The organism is Novosphingobium malaysiense (genome assembly GCF_000802225.1).
Lineage (GTDB): Bacteria > Pseudomonadota > Alphaproteobacteria > Sphingomonadales > Sphingomonadaceae > Novosphingobium > Novosphingobium malaysiense.
On record NZ_JTDI01000002.1, the window covers coordinates 464,966 to 486,912 of the forward strand.

General features: G+C 66.1%; 24 protein-coding genes. 13 read left to right on the forward strand and 11 right to left on the reverse strand.

The features are described 5' to 3' along the window. Window positions 1-24: 24 nt before the first annotated feature. The 4 genes from LK12_RS07140 to LK12_RS07155 all read right to left on the reverse strand — a co-directional run bounded on the left by LK12_RS07140 (window position 25) and on the right by LK12_RS07155 (window position 3,000). Window positions 25-975, reverse strand: coding sequence for a hypothetical protein (locus LK12_RS07140; RefSeq protein WP_039281066.1), 951 nt, complete (start codon window positions 973-975; stop codon window positions 25-27). A 390-nt stretch (window positions 976-1,365) separates the two neighbouring features. Next, complete coding sequence (locus LK12_RS07145) at window positions 1,366-2,235, reverse strand: aldo/keto reductase (protein WP_039281069.1); 870 nt, start codon at window positions 2,233-2,235, stop codon at window positions 1,366-1,368. Next, the gene (locus LK12_RS07150; RefSeq protein WP_039281071.1) at window positions 2,225-2,497 is read right to left on the reverse strand and encodes a tautomerase family protein; all 273 of its coding nucleotides are present in this window, start codon (window positions 2,495-2,497) and stop codon (window positions 2,225-2,227) included. The genes LK12_RS07145 and LK12_RS07150 overlap by 11 nt, the downstream gene beginning before the upstream one ends. A 5-nt stretch (window positions 2,498-2,502) precedes the next feature. Further along, entirely contained in the window at window positions 2,503-3,000 is a 498-nt protein-coding gene (locus LK12_RS07155; protein WP_231568266.1) for a (R)-mandelonitrile lyase, read from the reverse strand. A 132-nt stretch (window positions 3,001-3,132) separates the two neighbouring features. Here LK12_RS07155 and LK12_RS07160 point away from each other — a divergent pair, with 132 nt between their 5' ends. Further along, complete coding sequence (locus LK12_RS07160) at window positions 3,133-4,041, forward strand: LysR family transcriptional regulator (RefSeq protein ID WP_039281073.1); 909 nt, start codon at window positions 3,133-3,135, stop codon at window positions 4,039-4,041. A gap of 18 nt (window positions 4,042-4,059) precedes the next feature. Here LK12_RS07160 and LK12_RS07165 read toward each other — a convergent pair whose 3' ends face one another. Then, on the reverse strand, window positions 4,060-4,329 hold the full coding sequence (locus LK12_RS07165; protein WP_039281075.1) for a hypothetical protein: 270 nt from the start codon (window positions 4,327-4,329) through the stop codon (window positions 4,060-4,062). 336 nt (window positions 4,330-4,665) lie between these two features. Here LK12_RS07165 and LK12_RS07170 point away from each other — a divergent pair, with 336 nt between their 5' ends. Further along, on the forward strand, window positions 4,666-4,851 hold the full coding sequence (locus tag LK12_RS07170; protein ID WP_039281077.1) for a DUF465 domain-containing protein: 186 nt from the start codon (window positions 4,666-4,668) through the stop codon (window positions 4,849-4,851). A 71-nt stretch (window positions 4,852-4,922) separates the two neighbouring features. Beyond that, the gene (locus tag LK12_RS07175; protein WP_039281080.1) at window positions 4,923-5,903 is read left to right on the forward strand and encodes a TerC family protein; all 981 of its coding nucleotides are present in this window, start codon (window positions 4,923-4,925) and stop codon (window positions 5,901-5,903) included. Window positions 5,904-5,942: 39 nt separating this feature from the next. Here LK12_RS07175 and LK12_RS07180 read toward each other — a convergent pair whose 3' ends face one another. Then, the gene (locus LK12_RS07180) at window positions 5,943-7,262 is read right to left on the reverse strand and encodes a DUF2254 domain-containing protein (RefSeq protein WP_039281082.1); all 1,320 of its coding nucleotides are present in this window, start codon (window positions 7,260-7,262) and stop codon (window positions 5,943-5,945) included. 112 nt (window positions 7,263-7,374) lie between these two features. On the opposite strand from LK12_RS07180, the gene LK12_RS07185 reads away from it, so the two are divergent. The 4 genes from LK12_RS07185 (at window position 7,375) to LK12_RS07200 (ending at window position 10,585) form a co-directional block, all read left to right on the forward strand. Next, window positions 7,375-8,268, forward strand: a complete 894-nt coding sequence (locus LK12_RS07185; RefSeq protein WP_039281084.1) for a DMT family transporter — start codon at window positions 7,375-7,377, stop codon at window positions 8,266-8,268. A 285-nt stretch (window positions 8,269-8,553) separates the two neighbouring features. Then, complete coding sequence (locus LK12_RS07190) at window positions 8,554-9,222, forward strand: LuxR C-terminal-related transcriptional regulator (RefSeq protein WP_039281085.1); 669 nt, start codon at window positions 8,554-8,556, stop codon at window positions 9,220-9,222. 128 nt (window positions 9,223-9,350) lie between these two features. Then, entirely contained in the window at window positions 9,351-9,932 is a 582-nt protein-coding gene (locus tag LK12_RS23755) for a PilZ domain-containing protein (RefSeq protein ID WP_082010398.1), read from the forward strand. Window positions 9,933-10,042: 110 nt separating this feature from the next. Beyond that, entirely contained in the window at window positions 10,043-10,585 is a 543-nt protein-coding gene (locus LK12_RS07200; RefSeq protein WP_039281087.1) for a pseudouridine synthase, read from the forward strand. 7 nt (window positions 10,586-10,592) lie between these two features. On the opposite strand, the gene nadA is transcribed toward LK12_RS07200, so the two are convergent. The 3 genes from nadA to LK12_RS07215 all read right to left on the reverse strand — a co-directional run bounded on the left by nadA (window position 10,593) and on the right by LK12_RS07215 (window position 13,348). Next, window positions 10,593-11,579, reverse strand: coding sequence for a quinolinate synthase NadA (gene nadA, locus LK12_RS07205; RefSeq protein WP_039281089.1), 987 nt, complete (start codon window positions 11,577-11,579; stop codon window positions 10,593-10,595). A 94-nt stretch (window positions 11,580-11,673) separates the two neighbouring features. Continuing rightward, the gene (locus LK12_RS07210) at window positions 11,674-12,387 is read right to left on the reverse strand and encodes a hypothetical protein (protein ID WP_039281092.1); all 714 of its coding nucleotides are present in this window, start codon (window positions 12,385-12,387) and stop codon (window positions 11,674-11,676) included. 76 nt (window positions 12,388-12,463) lie between these two features. Next, the gene (locus tag LK12_RS07215; RefSeq protein ID WP_039281094.1) at window positions 12,464-13,348 is read right to left on the reverse strand and encodes an MBL fold metallo-hydrolase; all 885 of its coding nucleotides are present in this window, start codon (window positions 13,346-13,348) and stop codon (window positions 12,464-12,466) included. A gap of 123 nt (window positions 13,349-13,471) precedes the next feature. On the opposite strand from LK12_RS07215, the gene glpK reads away from it, so the two are divergent. Next, on the forward strand, window positions 13,472-14,962 hold the full coding sequence (gene glpK / locus LK12_RS07220) for a glycerol kinase GlpK (RefSeq protein WP_039281096.1): 1,491 nt from the start codon (window positions 13,472-13,474) through the stop codon (window positions 14,960-14,962). Window positions 14,963-14,992: 30 nt separating this feature from the next. On the opposite strand, the gene LK12_RS07225 is transcribed toward glpK, so the two are convergent. Together LK12_RS07225 and LK12_RS07230 are read right to left on the reverse strand one after the other, a co-directional pair. Beyond that, window positions 14,993-15,457 (reverse strand): DUF1465 family protein, encoded by a 465-nt coding sequence (locus tag LK12_RS07225; RefSeq protein ID WP_039281097.1) that lies wholly within the window; start codon window positions 15,455-15,457, stop codon window positions 14,993-14,995. Window positions 15,458-15,611: 154 nt separating this feature from the next. Continuing rightward, window positions 15,612-15,809 carry a DUF465 domain-containing protein gene (locus LK12_RS07230; protein WP_039281099.1) on the reverse strand — a complete coding sequence of 66 codons (198 nt, stop codon included), beginning with the start codon at window positions 15,807-15,809 and terminating at the stop codon, window positions 15,612-15,614. A 246-nt stretch (window positions 15,810-16,055) separates the two neighbouring features. Between LK12_RS07230 and LK12_RS24150 the strand changes: the two genes are divergently transcribed. From LK12_RS24150 to tilS, 5 genes are all read left to right on the forward strand, one after another. After that, window positions 16,056-16,211, forward strand: a complete 156-nt coding sequence (locus LK12_RS24150) for a YdcH family protein (RefSeq protein WP_082010399.1) — start codon at window positions 16,056-16,058, stop codon at window positions 16,209-16,211. A gap of 101 nt (window positions 16,212-16,312) precedes the next feature. Beyond that, complete coding sequence (gene ptsP / locus LK12_RS07235) at window positions 16,313-18,589, forward strand: phosphoenolpyruvate--protein phosphotransferase (protein ID WP_039281101.1); 2,277 nt, start codon at window positions 16,313-16,315, stop codon at window positions 18,587-18,589. 160 nt (window positions 18,590-18,749) lie between these two features. Next, entirely contained in the window at window positions 18,750-19,874 is a 1,125-nt protein-coding gene (locus LK12_RS07240) for a helix-turn-helix domain-containing protein (protein ID WP_039281104.1), read from the forward strand. Between the two features lie 122 nt (window positions 19,875-19,996). Then, the gene (locus LK12_RS07245; protein ID WP_231568267.1) at window positions 19,997-20,971 is read left to right on the forward strand and encodes a tetratricopeptide repeat protein; all 975 of its coding nucleotides are present in this window, start codon (window positions 19,997-19,999) and stop codon (window positions 20,969-20,971) included. After that, a complete protein-coding gene (gene tilS / locus LK12_RS07250) occupies window positions 20,952-21,947 on the forward strand; it encodes a tRNA lysidine(34) synthetase TilS (protein WP_039281109.1) in 996 nt (331 codons plus the stop codon). The genes LK12_RS07245 and tilS overlap by 20 nt, the downstream gene beginning before the upstream one ends.

The window sequence follows — 21,947 nt, forward strand, 5'->3', positions numbered from 1 at the left end:
CCCCGGCGTTGCGGCGGCGCAGCCTCAGCGCTTCTCGTAGCGCACGAGGCCCGGCCCCAGCGTGTTCGCGCCCAGCTTGACCGCATCGCCCGACCAGTCGGCGACGAAGGCGCTGCGGCGGTCGATGCCGGGGGCGAAGCGGGCGTTGTTGTTCTCGACCACGAGCCCGCCGGAGGGGTGGTTGCGGTGTTCGGCGGCGACGGCGATGAAGGCGGAATAGTTCTCCTTGTCGCGGCCCTGCACGAACCAGTTGCCGGCGATGCGTCCGGTGGCGCCGTCGGACAGGTCGATCATGTAGTTGGTGCCGCGCCCGCGGCTGTCGTCGAAGCTGGAATTGAGCACCGCCACGCGCGCGGCGCGGGTCTTGACGTAGTGCCCGCCGGTTCCGGCCTCGAAGCGGCTGCGGGTCACGGTCAGCGCGCCGTAGTTGCCGATGTAGAGCGAATGCGCGCAGCCCGAGCCTTCGCAGGTGCCCAGCCGGGTGAAGGTGGACTTGTCGATGGTGAGCGTGCCCGCCGGATCGTCACCGGTGAGGATGCCCTGTTCGCTGTCGCGGAACCACGCTTGCGACACGGCTAGGCTGCCGTGTTCGAGGCGGATGCCGGCGCCGTTCTTGTCGGGCACGCGAATGTTGGCGAAGACGAGGCCGGTCACCGTGGCGCTGCGCCCGCGCAGTACCAGCGCGGCCTTGCCTTCGCAGACGGCGCCGTCGAGCACCGACTGGCCGGGCACGGCGGCTTCGTAGGTCACGTCGCCCGCGGTCTGGATCGCGCAGTCGCCGAACCGCAACGAGGCGAAGCGGATCGTGCCGCTGCCATTGCCGATGGCATCCACCGCGTCCTGCAGCCGGGTATAGCTGCGGCCGGTCTCCACCACCGTGTAGGGCGCCGCGTTCTGCGCGGACGACAGGGTGGCCGGAAAGGCGGTGAAGAGCAGCGCCGAGGCGGCGAGGGCGAGTCGATGGGTCCGGGTCATGCCCGGACCTTACCGCGCCCGTATCGCCAAGGTGTAAACGCGCTGGGCGCCGTCCCGCGGCGGGACGGGGCAAGGGCCAAACCTTGCTGCGGGGCTAACTTCAAACTTTGTCCACCTGGCGCATGGAGAGTTTCCGGAAAAGCCTTGTGGTTCAGAGGGATGCAGACGCGCAAACTTCACACGCGCCGGCATGCGGAGAAGGGGAGGGAATGGACGGTTCAAGGAGCAGGGCAAACGAATGCCGCACGCAGTGTGACAGGCGGCGGGGGTGTAGGAAAATGCGGGGTGTGACGCAGCGAAGCGTGTGTGGCCTCGCCGCAGTGGGGGCCTGCGGCGGCTTGTCCGGAAGGCCGCACGGCGAGCGCCATCGCTGCCCCCCCCCTTCAGAACTCAGGCGCTGCGGGCGTTTTCGCCGTAGACCGGAAAGACGCTTGCCTCGCCGTAGTTTTCGATCGGCGCCACGTTGCGGAGTGTTTCCATGTCGGCCTCGCTGATCTGGAAGTCCACGTCTGCGTTGCTGCGCATGTGCGCCGGATTGGCGGTCTTGGGCAGAGGCAGCAGGCCTAGCTGCAGGCAGTAACGGATGGCGAGTTGGGCCACACCTACGCCGTAGCTGTCGGCCATCGACACGAGCACCCCGTTGCCGAGAATTTCGCCATGGCCGAAAGGCGAATAGGCTTCGACCAGAATGTCCGCGCCCTGAAGGTAGTCGATCAGGGCGAACGGCGTGTTGCTGACATGGGCGAGGATCTGGTTGACCGCAGGCCGGACAGTCCCGTTCTCCAGGATGTTCTCGACATCCACCCGTTCGAAGTTGGACAGGCCGATGGCGCGTACCTTGCCCGCCTCGCATGCCTCTTCGAGAGCACGCCAGGCCTGCAGGTTGCCGTCGAAGAAGTGCTCGCCCTTGCGGAAATCCGCCCAGGGTTGCGGGCTGTGAATGATCATCATGTCGATGGTGTCGAGCCCGAGCGTCCGCAGCGACCCGTCGATGGCCTCGCGGGCCTCGGCCAGGGTCTTGATGCCGGCATCAAGCTTGGTCGTGAGGAACAGCTCGTCCCGAGCAACGCCGCATGTGCGAATGCCTTCGCCCACGCCGCGCTCGTTGCCGTAGGCCTGCGCCGTATCGAAGTGGCGGTAGCCGATTGCGGCGGCATCGCGGACGGCCCGGGCGGCGTTGCCGTCGTCGATGAACCAGGTGCCGAGGCCCAGCTTGGGAATTTCGATGCCGTTGTTCAGCGTGTAGGTTTCATTCAGCATGGTCGTGTCTTTCGGTTCCCCGCGAAGGGCTCGGACCTGAGCCATAGCCGGGGTGTTTGGTGAGGCTGTGCCAGTGGCGCGCGATGTCGGGCTCGTAGACGCCGGCCATCCAGTCGCCCGGCGGGACTTCCTCGAACCCGACCGAGACCGATTCCGGGCCATATCCGAGGATGTTCGTCACATCCTCGACGATGGCATCGCTCAGCCGGCGCTTCTGTTCGGCCGACTTGCCCGGCCAGAGCTTGACGATGACGTGCGGCAAGCGGGTCAGTCCTTTGCCAGTTCGGCGTGGTATTCCTCGTCCGTCACCTTCTCCATCCAGGTGACGTTCTTGCCATCGAGCGTCTCCTGCAGTGCAATGTGGGTCATGCCCTCGTGCGGTGTCGCTCCGTGCCAGTGCTTCTTGTCGGCGGGGCACCAGAGGATGTCGCCTTCGTAGAATTCATACTTTCCCCCGCCATCGATTTGCGTCCAGCCCACGCCCTCGGTGACGATCAGCGTCTGGCCGAGCGGGTGGGAATGCCAGGCTGTTCGCGCGCCGGGTTCGAAATGCACGATGGCGCCGGTCAGGCGCGAGGGATCGTCGCGCTTGAACTGGCCGGTGATCGTGGCCTTGCCGGTGAAGTATTCCTCCGGTCCTTCGACTGTCTCGAGATCCGCCTTGCGCTTGATATCCATGGCTGCAGGTCCTTCGTTCGGGGGGGTGTCGCCGGTCGGCGCCATGGCTGCCGCGGCCAGAACCGTGATCGTGGTCGTGATGGTCATGGGCTGCTCCGGTTGCATCATCCATTTCGGATTGTGTGTAGCCCTGAAGCTAGACCTTCATCGTCCCGGTTTTTAGACGCCTCGCAGGCAACAAGCTGGTGAACTGCACTCAACAATGCCATATCTCCGCGCATGCCGATCAGCCGCACCGACCTGGCCGATTTTTCCTATTTCATGGCCATAGTCAGGCACCGCAACTTTCGGCGGGCCGCGCTGGAGATGGGGGTAACGCCCTCCGCGCTGAGCCACGCGATGACGGCGCTGGAAGAAAGGCGCGGCGTGCGACTGTTGAACAGGACCACGCGGAGTGTGTCTCTGACCGCGGCCGGTGAAGACTTGTGCGCGATGATCGAGGGGCCGCTTGATCGCATTGCCGAGGCTTCCGAGAGCCTCAACCGCTTTCGCGATGCGCCCGCGGGCCGGGTCAGGATCAACGTTCTGGAAGATGCCGTGCCGCTTCTGCTCGATCCGGTAATGCCGCTGTTTGTGGACCGCTATCCTGAAGTTGCCATCGACGTCGGCGTCACCAATCGCATGATCGACGTGATCGCGGACGGGTTCGATGCCGGCATCCGGTATGGCGGTACGGTGCCCGAAGACATGGTCGCGCGGCGTCTGTCTCCCGAAATCCGCTGGATCGCGGCCGCCGCGCCGGCCTACCTTGAGCGGTTCGGCTCGCCCTCCGACCCGCAGGACCTGCGAAACCATCGCTGCATCGGCATCAGGCTGGGCAATGACCAGATCTACAAGTGGGAGTTCGAACGCGGCGAAGAGGCGGTGGAGATCGAGACGCCGGGCCCGCTGACGGTTGACGAGAGCCAGGCCGCACTTGCCTTTGGCCGGGCCGGCGTGGGCGTCGTTTATGGAGCCGAGCCGGTCTTTCGGCCCGATCTGGAAAGCGGTGCGCTGGTTCGGATCCTGCCCGAATGGGCGTCAATGGGCGCGGGCTTTCACGTCTACTATTCCGGCCGCCGTCAGGTGCCGACCGGCTTGCGGCTCTTCATCGACCTGATCCGCGAAGTTCGGCCGCTTGGCTTGTGATTACACAACCAGCGGGCTTCAATCCCGCTCTCCCCAGCGCCATTTCCAGCGGCCGCGGGTACGCCGCGCGGCGATGGCGATGAGCAGGGCGGTGAGGACCAGCACCAGCGCGAAGGCAGCGGTGCGTTCGGCGGGCGCACCATTCTGCGCCAGCAGGCCCGCACCGGTGATGCCTGCGCAGTAGGCGGCCAGCAGGGCCCAGCCTTGCCAGGCGATGGGCAGGCCGGCGCCGTAGCCGTAGCGTTTCGGGGCGAACCAATCGCCTTTTTTCAGGAACATGTGCAGCATTGGACGTCGTCCTCATGGCTTTGGCCTGCGGGGAATACCCGATCAAGCCGGAGCGAGGCTATCGGTTTCCGGGGCCGCTCAAAAGCGGCGTGTCGAAGAAACTTGAAAAAAGAGCGATTCGGTCTTAAAAGGGTCGTGCGGGCCGGGCCCCTCTGGCGCGCCGTATGATCTGGCCGGGATCCCGGCAGTATCTGTGGCGCGTGATGTCGGACCGCATCGGGTTGACCGATGCAGGATCCGGTGGCGCTATCCAAGGATCCCCCCGAAACTCCGGCTCGCCGGTGTCCTGCGTCGGTTCCTCCCGATCGAACCCAACTTGTTCGACAGGGAATGAAGATGACCGAACGTATGTTCCAATTGCTCGAGCGTTATCAGAAGCTCGATGCCTTGCTCGCAACCGCCAGGGCGAGGCGCTTTGTCGATCCGATCGAGATCGCAAGGCTCAGAGAGCGGAAATCACACCTCAGGGGCAGGCTGGCGCGGCTGTTATCCCCCCCGACCGCCAGCGCAACGGGCCTGTAACCCACGCGCCGGCGCGCCCTCCCCATGGGTGCGTCGGCGCAACCCGTTTTTCCATCGCGAGTTACACCTGAATGGATTTTCTGTTTCTGGACTGGCTGGGAACCCCGGCCTGGTTCTGGCTGGCCTTTGCCGGCCTCGTCCTGCTTCTCACCGCCTTCGACCTCGGCGTCCTCCACAAGGACGACCGGGAAATGGGCATTTCCGAATCGCTCAGGCTGTCCGTCTTCTACATCGCCATCGCCATGCTGTTCGGCGGCTGGATCTGGTGGGCGAAAGGCAGCGGGCCGGGCATCGAGTATTTCACCGGCTACTTCATCGAGAAGGCGCTCTCGATCGACAACGTTTTCGTCATCTCGATGATCTTCGGCTATTTCGCGATCGCCCCGAAATACCAGTATCGCGCGCTGTTGTGGGGCATACTCGCGGTGATCGTGCTGCGCGGCCTGATGATCGCGGGCGGCGCGGCGCTCGTCGCGCAGGCCTATTGGGTGATGTACATTTTCGCCGCCTTCCTGATCTTCACCGGGGTGAAGATGCTGATGACGAGCGATCACGATCCCGACATCGGCAACAACCCGGCGATCCGCTGGATCTCGCGCCACATGCGGGTGACCAAGCAGCACCATGGCCAGCACTTCTTCGTGCGCGAGCGCAATGGCAAGGGCCAACTCGTCTGGGCCGCGACGCCGCTGTTCCTGGCGCTGGTGGTGATCAACCTTGCCGACCTCGTCTTCGCGGTGGACTCGGTGCCGGCGATCTTCTCGATCACCACCGACACCTTCATCGTCTACACCTCGAACATCATGGCGATCCTCGGCCTGCGCGCGCTCTACTTCGCGCTGGCGGCGATGGTGCACCGCTTCCACTACCTGAAGTATGCGCTGGCGCTGGTGCTGGTGTTCATCGGCGGCAAGATCCTGATCGCCGACTTCGCGCTGGGGGGAGCCAAGTTCCCGCCGCTGATCAGCCTGGCCGTAACCCTGGCGCTGATCGCGGGCGGCGTCGGCTGGTCCTTGTGGAAGACGCGCGGGGAGGAGGCGGCCGAAGCGTGAACCGCTCAGGACGAGCGGGCTACTTTCCGCAGGGCATGGCTAGGCCCACCCGGCCCGGATCGCGGCGTGGCGCTGGCGCACGTCGGCGATGTCCGGGCCGGTGAGGTGCTCCTCGGCCTGCTCGACCAGCAGGTCCACTTCGCGCTCCAGCAGCGCGCGGCGGTGGCTGCCGCGCACTTGCCCGGCCGCCACCGCCAGCGATTCCAGCGCCACCAGCGCGGCCAGGCGGTTCGTCGCCAGCCCGCTGCGCACCGCCGCGAAACCGCGCTGGAGGAAATGATCGAAGTCGTTAACCGGCGTGGCCACCGGGCAGGCGGCGCCGATGGGGTTCCACTTCTCGACGTCGAGATTGCGCCGGCCGAGCTCTGCCGTCGCCGCGCCCAGCCAGTGGGTCGCGGTGATCGCGGTGAAGGCGTCGTTGATGCCGGGCGAAAGCGCGCGCAGGGCGATCTCGACCAGTTCGTCGATCGAGAACTCGAGGTCCATCTCCGGCGTGCGCGAGGAGCCGAAGGCAAAGCTCTCGCGCACCGAATCGGCGACGTCGTCGGGCAGGGGCGTGGCATCGGTGCGGGCGATGGCGATGCCGGGGTAGACGAAATCCCCGGGGCGGACTTCCAGTGAGAGCGAGACGTCGTTCTTGCGGGCGCACTCCACCAGGGCGCCCATCTCGATCAGCCGGACATAGCCGGTGCGGTGCGCGCGCACATAGTCGCCGCGCGCCACGGCGCGTACCGGTGGGTCGGTCTCGCCTTCCTCGGGAAAGCGGTGCTCGATCTCGCGCAGCAGCCGGGCGCCGATGTTCTCGAGCACGGTGTTGATGCGGATGCTGGCCGGGATGTGGTGGAGGAAATAGACGAGCACGCCGACCGAGGCGATCATCAGCACGAAGGCCACCAGCAGGGCCAGCTGCGGCACGAACCCGCCGCCCGAGGCGACGGCGAAGGGGATTGCTGCCGGCGCCTCGTCGCCCCCGCGCACCGCGCGCAGCACGGTGATGGCATAGACGAAGGTGCCGATGAACATTGCCAGGCTGAACTGGTTGCCCTTGTCCTCCATGAAATTGGTCAGCAGCCGCGGGCCGTAGTTCCCGCTGGCATAGGCGACCGCGGCGATCGTGATCGAAAAGACCGTGGAGGCCACCCCGATCATCGAGCCCGACAGGACCGTGAGGATGTTGGTCGCGCCATCGGGCTGCGCGGGTACGACCCAGTGCGAGCGGCTCAGCCACTGCGCCGCCCCGATGCGGTCGAGATGGATGAGCACAAGGGCCAGAACCAGCCCGCCCAGCGCGAAGAGCGCGGGGTAGAACCAGTAGCTGGCCCGGATCGAGAGCCAGTTGGAACGCAAGTTGGCGAGCATTGCGGAACCTCCCCCGTCGCTAGAACGCGAAACCTCCAAATGTTCCCTAGCGCGATTTTCGCCGTCGCATAAGCGTGTTGCGGGTGGCCGGGCGAGGCCCTAGGGGACCGCGATGGCTGCCGCCCCCGCTTTACCCGACAGACCCGGCCACGACTGGACCGCGCGCCACCTCGCGGCGCTGCTGGCGGCGAACTTTGCGCTCGCGCTGGGGCCGTGGCTGGTGCGGCTGGCCGATACCGGGCCGGTGGCGGCCGGGTTCTGGCGGCTGAGCCTCGCCCTGCCGGTGCTGCTGGTGCTCTCCGCGCGCGAGCCGGTGGGCCAGCGCCATGTTCGCGGCATGGCGCTGGCACTGGTGCTGGGCGGCGGGGTGTTCTTCGCGCTCGACCTGGCAAGCTGGCATGTCGGCATCGAGACGACCAAGCTCGGCAATGCCTCGCTGTTCGGGAACAGCGGCAGCGTGATCCTGATGGTGTGGGGCCTGATCGCCGCGCGGCGCGCGCCGCGCTGGCTGGAGATCACCGCCATCGTTTCCGCATTGGGCGGCGCCTCGCTGCTGATGGGCGGATCGTTGGAAATCAGCCGGGCGAACCTGATCGGCGACCTGTTCTGCGCGCTCGCCGGGTTCTTCTATGCCTTCTACATCCTGATGCTCAACGCGGCGCGGGCGCGGCTGGGGCAGTTCTCGGTGCTCTCGGTTTCGATCTTCGCCAGCGCGCCGGTGATGCTGGGTATCTCCCTGCTGCGCGGCGAGGCGATCATGCCTGGCGACTGGACGTCGCTCGTCGCGCTGGCCTTTTCCAGCCAGCTCGTCGGGCAGGGGCTGCTGATTTATTCGCTGCGCCACTTCCCGCCGCTGGTGATCGGACTGGCGCTGCTGACCCAGCCCGCGGTATCCTCGACCGTCGGCTGGCTGGCCTTCGGCGAAGTGCTTACTCCGCTGGACGTGGTCGGCATGGTCCTGCTGGCGAGCGCCCTCGTCATGGCGAGGCTCGGCGACCGCCCCTAGGGCAAGGTTCGACGATTCTTTTTCACACTCTTACCCACAAAGTTATCCACAGGCCCTCGGGGGTAGGCGGGAATGGCCGGTAACTTCAAGGGGCTATGGCGAATGTCAATTCGGGCTGATCGGCGTTAATCATAATTCTCACGCGCATTGCCCCCAATGTGCAACTGCAGCATAATATGGGTCATCAGGAGTCGCGCCAGCTGGAAGTTACTAGCTAACGGAAATCAGGCTTGAGCGTGCCCGTTCCCGGTGATCGCTCGAAATCCTGGCCTCTGGAATTGGAGCATGACCATGATCACCGATTTTTGGCTGTTTAGCGCCGATGACATATTCAGGGCCGGCTTGGCTCGTGCCCTTGAGGCCGAGGGTTTCGGCGTAGCTGGCAAGTATGCAAGTCTTTGCGAAATCGAAAATTCCGGCTTGCCGAACGATATCATCGTCCTTGTCGACCTGCCTGCTGGCGACAGTCAGCTGGAAGCGGTAACGGCCCTGCGACAGCGGGTCTCCTCTGCCCGTGTCGTCGTTCTTTCGGGCGAGTTTGCACCGGGCTCCATGGCCGAGTGCTTCAATCGGGCCGCCGACGGCTACCTTCTCCGAACGCTCGAGCCGTCCGCCCTGGTCGCCGCCCTGCGGCTCATCGTCCAAGGCGAAAATTTCCTGCCTTCAGGTCTGGGAAATAAACTGGCCGCTACCAAGCCACGCAGAACACGGCCAAATCTTCGGCCGGAACGCGATGCTACGATGGCCGACCTTTCACCCCGCCAGAAAGAGGTGCTCAGTCACCTGGTTCACGGCAATCCGAACAAGGTCATTGCCAGCGCGCTCGACATGCGCGAGTCGACGGTGAAAGTGCACCTTCACGCAATTTTTCGAAAGCTGCACGTCCACAGCCGGACGCAAGCGGCAAATTGGGCCACAGCTCATGGCATGGGGGGGGGACCGGAATCATCCTGAATTGCAAATGACATTCCGGGCGGCATTTTTATAGAATAACTTCGGATGAATGCTTCTGGACGAGGCAAAAAATTCGTAAAGATTGCAACAAACGTTCAGCGCCAAGCAGTTAGGCGCTGGATTATTGAATGTGCGATGTGCCGTTCTTGGGAAAGTTACTCCCTTTGAGTGGATTTCGTACCCAAAAGGTGAGGTGCGTGGGACCGTTGCGAGCACAGATTTCGTTTACGCCGCTGTCGCAGGACGGCCGTGGACGTGTGCGTCGCAAGCTGCGGGTGGATGTATCGATCTCCTCCTCGGAATCCTGGTCGGAGGCGCGCGTCCACAACCTGTCGGAGACTGGCCTCATGATCGAGAGTGCGACCCCGTTGACGGTCGGGGAAATCATCAATTTCGAGCTTCCCAATGCGGAAAACGCCGAAGCACGGGTGGTCTGGAAAGAGGATACCCGTCACGGATGCGAGTTTCTGTCCCCCATCTCGAAAGCGTCCGTCAGCGCCGTCTTGCTGCAGGCTCCCCCGGACCCTCTTCCCCCTGCCGCCAAGAGCAGCGTCGAGGAATTGCGTGTCGGGCACCGGCCCGATGCCGATCAGATCGCCGCCTGGAAAACCGAGTTCGAACGCACCAAGGGGGCTGCCGGCTATCAGTTGATTGGCTTTCGGCAGGACCCGGATGGGGTCGTCTACGCCATCACCGCCAAGGCAAATTAGTATCCGGCCGGGACCGGGTAGCCAACCGGGGCGAGCGACCAGCCTCGCTTCAGCCCCCCATTGGTTCAGGCAGCCTTTCGGTGGCGCTCCAAAACAACTAGGCAAGCGCCATGTCGCGCCTGATCCTCTTCAATAAGCCCTACGAGGTGTTGTCGCAGTTCACCGATGCGAAGTCGCCCAGCCCGCGCGCGACGCTTTCGGACTTCATCGATGTGCCTGGCGTCTATCCCGCCGGGCGGCTCGACCGCGACAGCGAGGGGCTGCTCTTGCTTACCGACGACGGCCGCCTGCAGGCGCGCATTGCCGACCCCAAGTTCAAGACGGCCAAGACCTATCTGGCGCAAGTGGAAGGCGAGCCCGATGAGGCGGCGCTGGAATCCCTGCGCAAGGGCGTCCGGCTCAAGGACGGCATGACCCGCCCCGCAGAGGTGCGCCGTATCGACACCCCCGACCTGTGGCCGCGCACCCCGCCGGTGCGTTTCCGCAAGTCGGTGCCCGACTGCTGGATCGAACTCACCATCCGCGAAGGCCGCAACCGCCAGGTCCGCCGCATGACCGCGGCGGTCGGCCACCCCACGCTGCGGCTGGTCCGCTGGCGGGTCGGCGACTGGTCGCTCGACGGGATCGGGCCGGGAGAGTGGCGCGAAGCCTGAGGCGCGATCACCGCGCCCCCAGATCTCCCTTGCCCACGGTGCCGCCCGCCATTTCGAGCATCTTGTCGAGGCTCTTCTTGGCGGCGAGGCGCAGGTCTTCGTCGATCTCGATGCGCGGTTCCAGGTCGCGCAGGGCAAGGTACAGCTTTTCGAGCGTGTTGAGCGCCATGTAGGGGCAGATGTTGCAGTTGCAGTTGCCGTCCGCACCCGGCGCGCCGATGAAGGTCTTGTTCGGCAGTGCGCGTTCCATCTGGTGGATGATGTGCGGCTCGGTGGCGACGATCAGCGTGTCGCCTTCCATCTCGTTGGCGTATTTCAGGATGCCGCTGGTCGAACCGACATAATCCGCGTGATCGACGATGGTCGGCGGGCACTCGGGGTGCGCGGCGATGGGCGCGCCCGGGTGCTTGGCCTTGAGCTTGAGCAGTTCGGTTTCGCTGAACGCCTCGTGGACGATGCACACGCCGGGCCACAGCAGCATCGGCCGATTGAACTTGCGCGAGAGGTAGCCGCCCAGGTGCCGGTCGGGTCCGAAGATGATCGGCTGGTCCTTGGGGATCTGCTGCAGGATCGTCTCGGCGCTGGAGCTGGTGACGATCACGTCGGACAGCGCCTTAACCTCTGTCGAGCAGTTGATGTAGGTGAGGGCGATGTGATCGGGGTGCGCCTCGCGGAAAGCCTTGAACTTCTCGGGCGGACAGGAATCCTCGAGACTGCAGCCGGCGTCGAGATCGGGCAACACCACGATCTTTTCCGGGCTGAGGATCTTGGCGGTATCGGCCATGAACTTCACGCCGCAGAAGGCAATGACTTCGGCGTCGGTCTCCGCCGCCTTGCGGCTGAGTTCGAGGCTGTCGCCGACGAAGTCCGCGAGATCCTGGATTTCCGGCTTCTGGTAGTAGTGCGCGAGGATGACCGCGTTGCGTTCCTTGCGCAGCCGCTCGATCTCGGCGCGTACGTCGATGCCGGAAAGGTCGGCGGGCATTACGGTCATGATCTTCCTCTTGTCCTGCGCTTCCGGTCTCGCGCGCCGGAAGTGCCGCCTATCTAGGGACGGGCAGCGCAGGACCCAAGGGGAAAATTGCAGGTCAGGCGGCGATCACGCGCGCCGTGAAGGCGATCCACGCCGGGGTGATCGCGAGCAGCTCCACCAGCACGTGCCCGAGGATGACCGCGAGGCCCACGGCAATGGTCGCCGGATGGACGTGGCCCAGGTCCTTGCGGTCGTGAAGCAGGATCAGCGCGAGGACGCCGAGCTGGATGATCATCACCAGCCATTCGCCCCACGGCATGATGAAGGGCATCGGCAGGATGCGTCCGAGCGCTGGTTCCAGCAGCAGGATCGTCGAGCCGACCATCAGGCGCTTGTGCCAGTCCATCTGTCCGCGCCGGGCGACCGCCGTGGCGACGAGGGCTGCGAACAGGACCACGCCTACGTGCACCAGGGCGAGGAAATATGGCGCCGTGAAAAACGGGGGGTATATACCCGCTCGCAGCGCGGCGACCGATGTGACGCTGGCGAGGATGACGATCAGCGGCAGCATCACCGCGCTGGCCCAGCCGAGCCTCCGGTGCAACGCCAGGCCCCCGCGTCCGGCAAGTACGGCCTGGGTGGTCAGCAGCGACAGCCACGCCAGCATCGCGATGCCGTGCAGGTGCATGACCACGGGCGCGTGCCGATAGTCGACCATGCCGCGCAGGCCGAACTGCGCGAAGCCGAAGACGATGAAGAGGGACATGCCGATGGCCATCCGGGCCCAGAACGAAAGGCGAGCCGCGCTGACATTTGCTGCAGTGGCCATTGTTTTTCCCCACTCTATTTTCTGCGCGGGGAGAATAGACCTTTCTGGAAAATAGGAAATACTTGAAGTTAAATAGTTACGACCGGGCCAGTAACATCCACTCGTCTTCTCTTCTTGTTGTAATTCCGCGTTTTTCCAAGTCGATGAGGTGGGCGAGGACGGACCGACCGGCTGCCGGCCACAGCCTTTCGTCCACGCCCTTGTACATGTGCGGCACCATGTCGGCGATTCGCGTCCGGCCGGCCTCGATCTGGCGCTGGATCTGCTTTTCGCGCTGGCGGCGATGGCCGATCATCCCGCGCACCAGCTGGCGCGGCCTCGTCACGGCGGGGCCGTGGGCCGGGTAATAGACGCTATCCTGCGTGCGCTCGTGGAGTTTCTGGAGGCTGGCGAGGTAGGCGGTCATGTCGCCGTCCGGGGGCGAGACAACGCTTGTCGACCAGCCCATAACGTGATCGCCGGTGAACAGCGCGCCGGTTTCCTCCAGCGCGAAACACAAGTGGTTCGAGGTATGGCCGGGGGTGGCGATGGCCGTCAGCGTCCAGCCGTCGCCGGTCAGCGCCTCGCCGTCCGCGAGGATGCGGTCGGGGCGATAGGTGGGGTCGAACGAGGCATCGGCACGCGGGCCGTCGTCGTCGAGGATGAGCGGCGCGCAGCCGGCGATGGGCGCTCCGGTACGCGCGGCAAGCGGCGCGGCGGCAGGCGAGTGATCGCGGTGCGTGTGCGTGCAGCAGATCGCGACGACCCGGGCATCGCCGATGGCCTCGACCAGGGCATCGAGATGTTCGGCCTCGTCGGGGCCGGGATCGATCACCGCGACATCCCGCCCTTCGCCGACGATGTAGGTCTGGGTGCCGGTAAAGGTGAAGGGGGAGGGGTTGCGCGCCAGCACGCGGCGCACCAGCGGGCCGATCTGCTCGGCCACGGCATAGGGCTTCTCGATGTCGCGGGTTGCGTTCATGGAAGGCGATATGGGCGTTGGCGTTCCCCGTGTCGACCCATGCGAAGCACGAGGTTAAGAGGTGCCTGGTCGTGCTGTCACCACTTCGCTCGACACGCACGGAACGACAAGGTGGAGGAAGGGATGCCTGGTAAAGGCGTGACGGAAGGCGGCGCGATCCTCGTCATCGATGCGGGCACGACGTCCAACCGGGCGATGGTCTTCGCGCTCGACGGAACCGTGCAGGCGATCGCCCAGCGGCCGCTGACGCAGCACTACCCGCGCCCGGGCCGGGTGGAACACGATGCCGAGGAAATCTGGCAGGGGGTGCTGGCCTGCGCCCGCCAGGCGGTGACCCAGGCGGGCGGTGTGGACCGGATCGCCGCGATCGGCATTGCCAACCAGCGCGAGACCGTCGTTGCCTGGGACAGGGCGAGCGGCAAACCGCTCACCCGCGCGATCGTCTGGCAGGACCGCCGCACCGCATCTGCCTGCGAAGCGCTGCGCGAGGCCGGGCACGAAAGCGCGGTGCAGGCCGCCACCGGGCTGATCCTCGACCCCTATTTCTCCGCGACGAAGATGGGCTGGCTGCTGGATAACGTCCCCGAAGTGCAGGCCGCCGGCGAAGCGGGGCGGCTGGCGCTGGGGACGGTGGAATCCTGGCTGCTCTACAAGTTCACTGGCGGCGCACACCGCAGCGATGCCAGCAACGCCTCGCGTACCAGCCTGATGGGGCTTGCGGCCAGCGGCTGGGATGAAGGGCTGTGCGACCTGTTCGGCGTACCGCGTACGGCCCTGCCGGAGATTTGCGATTGCGCCGGGCAGATCGGCACGGCGCTACCCGACTGGCTGGGGGCTTCGATCCCGGTGACCGGGATGGCAGGAGACCAGCAGGCCGCGACCGTGGGGCAGGCCTGTCTTGCCCGCGGCGAGACCAAGGCGACCTATGGCACCGGCGCCTTCGTCCTGGCCAACATGGGCAGCGACGTCCCGTCCTCGGCGCACCGGTTGCTGGCGACCGTGCTGTGGCAGCTGGGCGGCGAGCGGGCCTATGCGCTGGAAGGATCCGTCTTCGTCGCCGGCAGCCTGGTGCAGTGGCTTCGCGACAACCTGGGGCTGATCGACGCCGCGGCCGAGACCGAAGACCTCGCCCGCTCGGTGCCGGACAGCGGGGGCGTGGTCATCGTGCCGGCGCTCTCGGGCCTCGGGGCGCCGCACTGGCGCGCCGATGCGCGGGCGGCGATCACCGGGTGCACGTTCGCCACCACCCGGGCACATCTGGCCCGGGCGGCCCTGGAAGCGATGGCGATGCAGACGCGCGACCTGGCGGAGGCCTTTGCCGCCGATGGCGCCCGGTGGACGGCGCTGCGGATCGACGGCGGGATGAGCGCCAACGACTGGATGGCGCAGGATCTTGCCGACGTGCTGGCGCTGCCCGTGGAGCGGCCAGCCTTCATCGAGACGACGGCGCTGGGCGCGGGAATGCTCGCGGCGCTGGGGGCGGGCCTGTTCTCTTCGCTGGAAGAGGCTGCCCTTGCAATGGGCGGCAAGCGCGAGACGTTCTCGCCGGCGATGCCGGCCGAGGTTCGCGCGGCGCGCGTCGGGGACTGGGCGAGGGCGCTGGCATCCCTGTGAGCGGCCCACCGCGGCAGGCGGCGAACCGGTTCAGCTTGCCAGCCGGCGCTCGATCCGTTCGCACAGGCGGTGGATGACACTGGGCTGCCGCTCTTCGCCCTGCCGCCAGCTCTGGTCGAGCCGCAGCAGACGTTCGTAGAAGTTGCGGGTGGTGTCGACGAGATCGGCTACCTGCGGCTCCAGCAAGGCCAGGTGTCGCGGTTCCGATTCGCGCAGGTCGGGCGAGAGCCGGCTGTGGCGATGCAGCTGGTAGTGGTTGATCTCGCCCATGAAGTAGGCCCGGTGATTGAGCAGCCAGGCCACGGCGTGCATCATCCGCGTCGTCGTGCGCAGGCCTTCGCTCGACAGCGCCACTCGCGCAAGGTCCTCGTCCTCGCTGCCCCTTTCGAGGCGTCCCGATAGCGTGAAGGCGGCGCGGACCTCGTCGGAAAGGACAAGGGCCTCGCAATAGAGCGCCTCGATGATGCGCGGATTTATGGTTGCAGGCTCGGTCATGCCCCTTTGGTATTTCCCAACCGCGACTCGCCGGCAACCACGTCATGGTAAAAATTGCGGGCAAAGTTGCACATTGTCCCTGTTCGGAACGTTTCCTGGTGCACACAAAACGAGCCGATGACGGCCGACACCCGGCGGGCGCAAAGCGCTGCGATCAGGCGATGATGTCGGGAATCAGGTAGTCCTCGATCTGGGTGATCTGGTCCTTGAGCTTGAGCTTGCGCTTCTTGAGCCGGGCGACCTGCATCTGGTCGCCGGCGCCCGCCGCCAGCAGCGCGTCGATCGCGGCATCGAGATCGCGATGCTCGATTTTCAGGATTTCGAGGCGCTTGCGCATTTCCTCTTCGGTCACGGCCGAAATTCCTCGTCTGATCGCGCGCGGACGCGCCGAAGGGGCGCGAACGGCAATTCGCTGGGGCTTTCCTGCCGAACGCAGGATTCATGCATTTCACCGATATGAAGCATTGCCTCTCTTCGCAAGGTCGACTGAATGTGCTTCCATCATTTCGCGCCGGACCACGAAAAGCCGAGTCGCCAATCCGGGCCCCTCGGCACCGGGTCATGATGACAGGTTCGGCCTAAAGAGGAGGAACCATCCATGGATAGTTCGCACGTCAGCGCCTTGCAGCTCAAGCATGCCGGTATCGAACGGCAGCTCCACGCGGAAATGAGCCGCCCGATGCCTGATGCTGTGGTGATCCAGGCCCTCAAGAAGCGAAAGCTCAGGATCAAGGAAGAGATTCAGCGATTTTAACCGCGGATCTTTCGATCAATTGAGCGATATCGTCGGAACCCGCTGATTTTGTCGGTTCCCCTGCGTTCCCAAAGAACGCTCTTTGGGTTACTTGCAACGGCATGACCAGCGGAGCCGTAGAAGCAGCCAGAAACATCCTCACGCGCCTCCACGAGGTGATGGCGTCGCGCAGCCATGCGCAGGCCAAGCTCAATACCGTGGTGGAAGTGATCGGCGAGTGCCTCGATAGCGAGGTCTGCTCGATCTACCTCCTGCGCGAGGGGATGCTGGAACTGTTCGCGACGCGCGGCCTGGCGCAGGAAGCTGTGCACGTCACCCGCATGGCGGTGGGGGAGGGTCTCGTCGGCACGATTGCCGAGCAGATCGAGACCCTCAACCTCGCGGAGGCGGCCGCCCACCCTGACTTCTCCTACCGTCCGGAAACGGGCGAAGAAAAGTTCCACTCGTTCGCCGGCGTCCCGATCGTGCGCCGCGAACGCGCCGTCGGCGTGCTCTGCGTCCAGCATGTCGATCCGCGTCGCTACGAGGAAGTCGAGATCGAGGCGTTGCAGACGGTGGCGATGGTGCTCTCGGAGCTCATCGTCAACGCCGATCTCATCGACGAGGAATATGCCTTCTCGCTGGGCGCGGCGCAGACCGGCCCGGAACAGCTGCACGGCCTCACGCTGGTGAAGGGCCTCGCTGTCGGGCAGGCGGTGTTCCACCAGCCGCGCGTCACCATCGAGCACGTCGTGGCCGAGGACACGGAGGCCGAGCGCCAGCGGGTGATCCTCGCCTTCGACAAGATGCGCGAGCAGATCGACCGCATGGCCGGGCAGGCCGAATTCGGCGTGGGCGGCGAGCATGAGGAAGTACTCGAGACCTATCGCATGTTCGCCTACGACGAAGGCTGGACCCGGCGCATCAACGAAGCCATCGATTCCGGCCTGACCGCGGAAGCCGCGATCGAGCGCGTGCAGCAGCGCACCCGCATGCGCATGCGGCAGATCGACGACCCGCTGCTGGCGGATCGCATGCACGACCTGGAGGACCTGGCGAACCGTCTGCTGCGGATCGTTTCGGGCCAGCTCGGAACGGCAGCGACGATGGGCCTGCGCAACGACGCCATTCTGATCGCGCGCAACCTGGGGCCGGCGGAACTGCTCGAATACGACCGCCGGCGCCTCAAGGGCGTGATCCTCGAGGAAGGATCGCTCACCAGCCACGTCGTGATCGTCGCGCGCGCCATGGGCGTTCCGGTGCTCGGCCGCGTGCGCGGGCTTCGCGCGGTGGTGCGCGAGGGCGACCAGCTGCTGCTCGATGCCGAACAGGCAACGGCGACGGTGCGGCCCTCGCCCGGGGCGATCGAGGCGTTCGAAACGCGCTTTGCCAGGAACCGCGAACGCCAGGCCGTCTACGCCGCATTGCGGGACGTCAAGCCGATGTCGCGCGACGGACAGCGGGTGTACGTGAAGATCAACGCGGGGCTGCGCGACGATATCGCGAACCTCAGCCTGACCGGCGCCGACGGCATCGGTCTGTTTCGCACCGAATTCCAGTTCCTGGTTTCCGCCACGCTGCCCCAGCGCGAGCGGCAGACCAGGCTCTACCGCGATGTCATGGATGCCGCCGGAGACAAGCCGGTCGTGTTCCGCACCGTCGATATCGGCGGTGACAAGACCCTGCCTTACCTGCGCCATGACGACGGCGAGGGCGAGGAGAACCCGGCGATGGGCTGGCGCGCCCTGCGCGTCGCGCTCGAACGCGACGGCCTGCTCAAGGCCCAGGCCCGCGCACTGCTCGAAGCAGCTTCGGGCCGAACGCTCAACGTGATGTTCCCGATGGTCGCAGAGCCGTGGGAATTCGATGCCGCCAAGGCCGTGTTCGACGGCCAGCTGGCCTATCTCAAGCAGCAGAAGAAGATCCTGCCCGAGGCGATCCGCTACGGCGTCATGCTGGAAGTGCCGGCGATGGCCGAGCAACTCGACCTGCTCGCCCCCAAGATCTCGTTCCTGTCGATCGGCACCAACGATCTCACGCAGTTCCTGTTCGCCGCCGACCGCTCCAATCCGAAGCTGGCCGAGCGCTACGACTGGCTGAGCCCCGCCATTCTACGCTTCATCCGGCGCGTGGTGCGCAGTCTCGACAGGTTCGACATCGACATCAGCGTGTGCGGTGAAATGGGCGGCCGACGATTGGAGGCACTGGCGCTGCTGGGGCTGGGCGTGCGCCGCCTGTCGATCACGCCGGCGTCGGTCGGTCCGATCAAGGAAATCGTCAGCCGGGTCGATCTGGGCGAAATCGGTGCGGCCATGGACGGTTGGCTGGCATCGCCGCCGCACAACCTGCGCGAGACGATGGCGCAGTGGGCCGCGGACCGGGAAATCCTCGTCGACTGACGTCGCTCGCCGCGCCGGGAGTCCCGGTCCCGTCGGGCGGGATGCACAGACCACAAGATAATCCACGGTTTTCCCGGCGCGCGATTGACTTTGAGGCGCAGGAGGGTTTGGTTGTGTTCTGCCCACGTATTTCAGAAAAGCCATAAATTTCGGGAGCCGAATGGACAGCGAGAACGTCGATGGTCAGGGCGAGGCAGGTCATCCTCAGACTGCCGGTAGCCGGTTACGCGAAGCGCGCGAGGCCGCAGGGCTGAGTCGTGCCGATATTTCGTCCCAGACCAAGATTGCCGAACGCCATCTCCTCGCCATCGAGGAGGATCGTTTCGGAGACCTCGCCGCCCGTACATATGCCGTGGGTTTCACGCGGGCCTATGCGCGCGCGCTCGGCCTCGACGAAGCCGAGGTCGCAGCCGACGTGCACAGCCATCTCGACGCCGAAGAAGCCCACCACGCAAATCCCGAACCCAGCTTCGAACCGGGCGATCCGGCCCGGGTGCCGCCGATGCGGCTGGCGTGGATTGCCGCCGGTGCGGCCGTCATCGTCATTGCCGTGCTGTTGCTGTTCTGGAGCAATTTCCTCTCGCCCGAAGGCGAATTGCCGGATCTCGTGGCCGAACAGACGGCCGCGCCCCAACCGGGCCCGACTGCAGCCCCCGCGGCTCAGCAGGCCCCGGTGGCGGACAGGCCGGTCGTGCTTACGGCCACGGCAGACCACGTCTGGCTGCGGGTAACCGATGGCAACGGCCGGCAGTTGCTGCAGAAGGAACTGGCCAAGGCGGAAAGCTGGACGGTGCCCGAAGATGCGCAGGCGCCGCAACTGCGCACCGGGCGGCCCGATGCCCTGCAGGTGAGCGTCGGCGGCAAGGTGCTTCCGCCGCTCGCCACCGAGCCCAGGACGGTCTCGGGAATCTCGCTTGCACCGGCCGACCTGCTGGGCCGTGCCGATCCGAACGCTACGGCAGCATCGGCAGCGCCGGCCCCGCGGCCTGCGCCTCGCCCCGCCCCGCGGCAAACGGCGGCGCCCGATCCCGCGCCGTCCCCGACAGCGACCCGCCGCGCCCCGACGCCGAGCCCGACGCCCAATCCCCGGCCCCGACCGTCAGCGACGGCGCCCGCGCCGACGGCGAGCCCGGCGCCCAAGCCAACGGCGACGTCCAGCGTGCCGGCAACGGTTCGGCCCGCGGGCACGGCGACGGCTGCGACTTCGACGCCGAGCCCGGCCCCGAGTGCCGCGACCGCGACGCCATCACCGTCCCCGTCGCCGGTTTCCACGGATTCTCAATAGCCGCGCCTCGACAGGCGCCGGCGCTTGCTGCAACACCTTGGTTAATTCCCCGTTCGGTCGGCTTCTGCCAGCGAAAGGCGCCAGATGGCCCGGGAATGCTGTGATACGGAGTGGTATTGGTGATGAAAGCTTCACTTGGCGGTATGCGGTTCGCACGCTTGCTGGCGACTGCGGCTGCAGGCGCGATGCTGGTTGCGGGCGCGGTGCCCGCGATGGCGCAGGAGAACGTCGATTCGCGGTTGAAGAAGGTCGAGGCGGAAGTGCGCGCGTTGCAGCGCAAGGTCTTCCCCGGCCCGGACGGCAAGTTCTTCGAGCCGGAAATCTCGGCCACGCCGACCCCGAGCAGCGTGCCGGGGCAACCTGCGACGACGCCCGTTACCGACCTGCTGACCCGCATGGACGCCGTCGAGGCGCAGATGGCGAAGCTTACGGCGCAGATCGAGCTGAACACCAACCGCATCGACCAGCTCGAAGCGAAGCTGGGCGGCGGTCTGCCGCCGGCAGCGGCAGCCCCCACCGCGTCCACCACGCCTGCCGGCGAGAGCGCCCAGCCCGCCGCGCAGTCCAACCTCAATGCCATGTCGGGCGGCGCCTCGGCAGGGCCGGCACCCACTGCTCCCGCTGCCAAGCCGGTGGAAACGAAGCCGGCTCCGCCTTCGTCCTCGCGCCTTGCCGCCGTGCAGGCCATCGTCAAGCCGCAGACCGACGATCCCGGGGATGACGAATACGTCTATGGCTACCGCCTGTGGGACGCGAAGTTCTATCCCGAGGCGGAGCAGCAGCTGAAGCTGTTCCTTGAAAAATACCCCAAGCACCGCCGTGCGAGCTGGGGGCGCAACCTGTTGGGCCGCGCCTATCTTGATGACGGCAACCCCGGCGAGGCGGCCAAGTGGTTCCTGCAGAACTACCAGACCGACAAGCGTGGCGAACGCGCGCCGGACAGCCTGCTCTATCTGGCCGTCGCGATGAAGCAGATGAAGGACACCAAGCGCGCCTGCATCGCTCTGGCCGAGTTCAGCGAGACCTATGCCACCGAGGCCGCAGGGCGCCTTGAGAGCCTCTACAATTCCACGCGCAATGGGCTCAACTGCAGCTGATCTCGGCCTGACCGAGGACGCTCTGGATCGGTTTCGCGCCGGTCTGGAAGCGCTCTGGCCGGAAAGCATCGACGAAGACGCGATGAAACTGGGGCTCGCCGTGTCCGGCGGGCCCGATAGCCTTGCCCTGCTGGTGCTGGCCCATGCCGCCCTCCCGGGCCGGGTCGAGGCGGCGACGGTCGATCACGGATTGCGTCCAGAAGCCGGGGCCGAAGCGGCCGAAGTCGCGCGGATCTGCAAGGGGCTGGGCGTGCCGCACGCGAACCTTCCCGTCGATGTCGCCGAGGGCAATCTGCAGGCGGAAGCGCGCTCGGCCCGCTATGCGGCGCTGGCCGAGTGGGTGGAGGAACGCGGGCTTGCCGCGCTCGCCACCGCGCATCAGGCCGACGATCAGGCTGAGACGCTGCTGATGCGGCTCAACCGGGCGAGCGGCGTTGCCGGGCTCGCCGGCGCACGGGCGAGGGGGAGAGTGCCGGGCACCGCGATTCCGCTGCTGCGTCCGGTGCTGGAGTGGCGCCGCGCCGAACTGGGCGATGTCGTCCGCGCGGCGGGTCTGACCGCAGCCGAGGACCCCAGCAACAGCGACGACCGCTTCGACCGGGTGCGCATGCGCAAGGCCCTCGCCGAGGCCGAATGGCTGGACGTCGATGCCGTCGCCCGCAGCGCGGCCCATCTTGCCGAGGCAGACGATGCGCTGGACTGGATGGCCGCGCTCGAGTGGCGCTCCTGCGTGAAGAAGGAGCCGATGGGCCTCAGGTACCGGCCCCAAGCGCCGCGCGCCGTGGTGCTGCGGGTGATCGCGCGTATCGTGCACGATCTCGATGGGGAGGAACCGCGTGGTAGCGGCGTAGCGCGCCTCTACGACGCGCTTGCGGAAGGCCGTCCTGCCTCGATCGGCAATCTGGTGGTGCGCCCCAATGCGGGCGGGTGGAGTTTCGCCAAAGCGCCCGTCAGGGCGGCGAAGCGCAAGACCTGA